This is a genomic window from Neisseria maigaei, assembly GCF_958267405.1.
In the GTDB taxonomy this organism is placed as follows: domain Bacteria; phylum Pseudomonadota; class Gammaproteobacteria; order Burkholderiales; family Neisseriaceae; genus Neisseria; species Neisseria bergeri.
The window spans coordinates 1-1,830 of sequence record NZ_CATQFT010000052.1 but is presented as its reverse complement, the minus strand read 5'-3'; the positions used below and the strand labels follow the sequence as shown (position 1 = coordinate 1,830).

The window sequence follows — 1,830 nt, the reverse complement described above, 5'->3', positions numbered from 1 at the left end:
ATATTCCCCCCCCCCCCCCGCAAATTGGCGGCAACCGCCGCCCGGTTTGCCTCACTGATACCGGCATCGAGGACGTGGAACCTGATTTCCGTATCGGGATGGGCCGCTTCCACGCTTTTTGCCGCAACGCAAAGGTATGCGGCATAGTTGTCGTCTGCCGCAAATACGATGTCCATCTCTCCTCCTTTTATTGGAAAGGCACAATAATTTTGCCGATTAACTGTTCGCGCCTTTGCCGGCGTTTTTCCCTTTCCCTGCTGATTTTGGTCAAGGCGCGGATCAGGCGGTGTTTGAATGTGTTGGCGGGGGAATCGCGCCTTTGCTGTTTGCGGTTCAGGCAGCGGTCGTGTTCGATCAGGCTGCCCAATGCGCTGTTTTGGTCGTGAAACTTGGCATAATGCAGCTCTTGGGCGCACAAGGCGGGATTGAGCTGGCAAACCGGCATTCCTTCCCTGTCGTCAGGGTTGCCGAACATCATCCAATCGACGGGGTGCAGCCCTTCAGACGGCAGGGCGGCAAACCTGTCCAAGAAAAACCGCATCGCTTTTTTGGAAATGATATAGCCCGCCGTCCCCCAGTGTTCGCTTTCCAACAGCGGAAAGGCGCGCCCGCAGTAATCCGCCACGCCGGAGGGAGAGGTCAGGACGTGCATAAACATCGTTTCCAAGCGGACGATAAAGGCGGAATCGGGATCAAAGCGTTCTTTTAGCCAAGCGTCTTCGGCAAGGAACTGCTCCGCGCCTTCGCCGAGTAAAACGTCGTCTTCAAATACAGCGATATACGGTAAGCTTTCGTCCAGTGCCTGTTTCCACAATACGGCGTGGCTCATAAAGCAGGCTTTTTCCACACTGCTCAAATAGGGGTGAGCCGACAAGCCGGGGACGAGTTCCGCCATCGCCTGTTCCAGCCTTTCAGACGGCATCAGTGCGTCGAAAAACTGAAACGGGATGCCGCGACTGCCGAAGGTTTCGGCAATGTGCGCCCTGCGTTCTGCGGCGGAAGCCAAGCTGATAACGTGGTTTTGCATTAAATCTCCTGTTCTTTCCCTGCCGAATCCGACCGCGCCTGCCGGCGGTTTTTAATCAGCCGGTGCAAAATGCTGAAGTATTGCCTCAAGGTAAACAGCCGCCGCATCCTGCCGTCTGCCGCAAAATCCAGCCACGCACCGGCGGGCGGCGTGTCCGTCCGTTTGAAGCATTGGTACAAAAACCGGCGGACGCGTTCAAAATCTTCTTCCGACAAGTCCTTCCCCAGCAATTCATACGCCACTGCTTTTGTTTGACGGTATTCAAGGCTGTCGAACCGGGTTTTAAAACCCATAGACTGCAAGAAATCGTTTCTGGCGGTTTTTTGGATGCCTTGCGCGATTTCGTGTTGGCGGATGCTGTGTTTGGATGAAACCTGATTGGCGTGAAGGCGGTATTTGACCAAGGCTTCGGGATAATAAGCCAGCCTGCCCAATTTGCTGACATCGTACCAAAATTGGTAATCTTCCGCCCAATCCCGCTCGGTGTTGTAACGCAAACCGCCGTCAATGACGCTGCGCCGCATAATCATCGTGTTGTTGTGTATAGGGTTGCCGAAAGGGAAAAAGGCGACAATGTCTTCATGCCGAGTCGGTTTGTCCCAAATTGCACCGTGCCTGTGATGCCGCGCCAGCCGGTTGCCGTCCTTTTCTTCCGACAAAACTTCCAGCCACGCACCCATCGCAATGATGCTGCGGTCTTTTTCCATCTCGCCCACGATTTTCTCAATCCAATCGGGGGCGGCAATATCGTCGGCATCGGTGCGCGCAATATATTCCCCCCCCCCCCGGACTTTGCCAATTCT

At 54.9% G+C, this 1,830-nt stretch carries 2 protein-coding genes and 1 pseudogene; all 3 read right to left on the bottom strand.

What is annotated here, in order from left to right; all coding sequences use genetic code 11:
* A pseudogene (locus Q3O06_RS11115) lies at nucleotides 1–176 on the bottom strand (glycosyltransferase family 8 protein); the annotation flags it as partial.
* A gap of 11 nt (nucleotides 177–187) precedes the next feature.
* Entirely contained in the window at nucleotides 188–1,027 is an 840-nt protein-coding gene (locus tag Q3O06_RS09295) for a glycosyltransferase family 25 protein (protein ID WP_301818537.1), read from the bottom strand.
* Nucleotides 1,027–1,830, bottom strand: an 804-nt coding sequence (locus Q3O06_RS09290; RefSeq protein ID WP_301818536.1) for a glycosyltransferase, incomplete at its 5' end; no start/stop codon positions are given. The genes Q3O06_RS09295 and Q3O06_RS09290, both read right to left, overlap by 1 nt.

Excerpts from the sequence above, each read along its gene's own strand:
- Q3O06_RS09295 (WP_301818537.1), bottom strand. The coding sequence starts at position 1,027 with ATGCAAAACCACGTTATCAGCTTGGCTTCCGCCGCAGAACGCAGGGCG.